Genomic DNA, 579 nt, shown 5'->3' with positions numbered 1-579 from the left:
CACGCCCTTCATGGTGGCGCCGCCGGGGTCAGCCGGATTGTCCGACCAGCCGCCTTCCGATTTGAGAACAAGCGCAAGCGCCCGCGCGAAGTTGCGGTCCATGGTGGTTTTCCTTCTTCGGATGATTGGCTATGGTCGGCGCCGGGGAGCGGGCTGATGGCATGATGAGCGACGCAAGGACCTAGTGATACTCGCCGCGCCGTGGGCTAAGCACAACGCTAAGTTTCGTGCGAACGCAGCGGCGAAGGCTGGCGAAATCAGAACCCACGACGGCGGGCTCTTGCTTCCCTACGACGGCGGGTGGGAAGTCATTCGACCCGGCGACAGCAACGCGGAAACTGGCTGACACAACCCGAGCGCCCACCGTCCCTGCCGGCTTACGGGACGGGGAACGTCCCATTGCTCTCAGGCTGTCTGGTTTGTCTGGAACAGGTACGACCCTCTTTGGGTGCATACTGATGCCGAGCGGCGCAGCCTACATAAGGTTGGTGACATAGACGACATCGGCCTCCGTATCCCAGGCCAGCTCGACCGCGGCCGAAGGATGGTCCCAGCCGAAATCGAGCGCGCCGAGCCTTG

At 63.2% G+C, this 579-nt stretch carries 1 protein-coding gene; it reads right to left on the bottom strand.

Annotated features, from left to right (window positions below; genetic code table 11):
- Nucleotides 1-102: glycosyl hydrolase 108 family protein (locus EOB49_RS34555; RefSeq protein ID WP_281060639.1), on the bottom strand; the 102-nt coding region annotated here is incomplete at its 3' end.
- Nucleotides 103-579 lie beyond the last annotated feature (477 nt).

The sequence above is a fragment of the Mesorhizobium sp. M7A.F.Ca.MR.148.00.0.0 genome (assembly GCF_003997735.1).
GTDB lineage: Bacteria > Pseudomonadota > Alphaproteobacteria > Rhizobiales > Rhizobiaceae > Mesorhizobium.
Note: the sequence above shows the minus strand (reverse complement) of the source record. Positions and strands in the feature narration are given on the sequence as shown.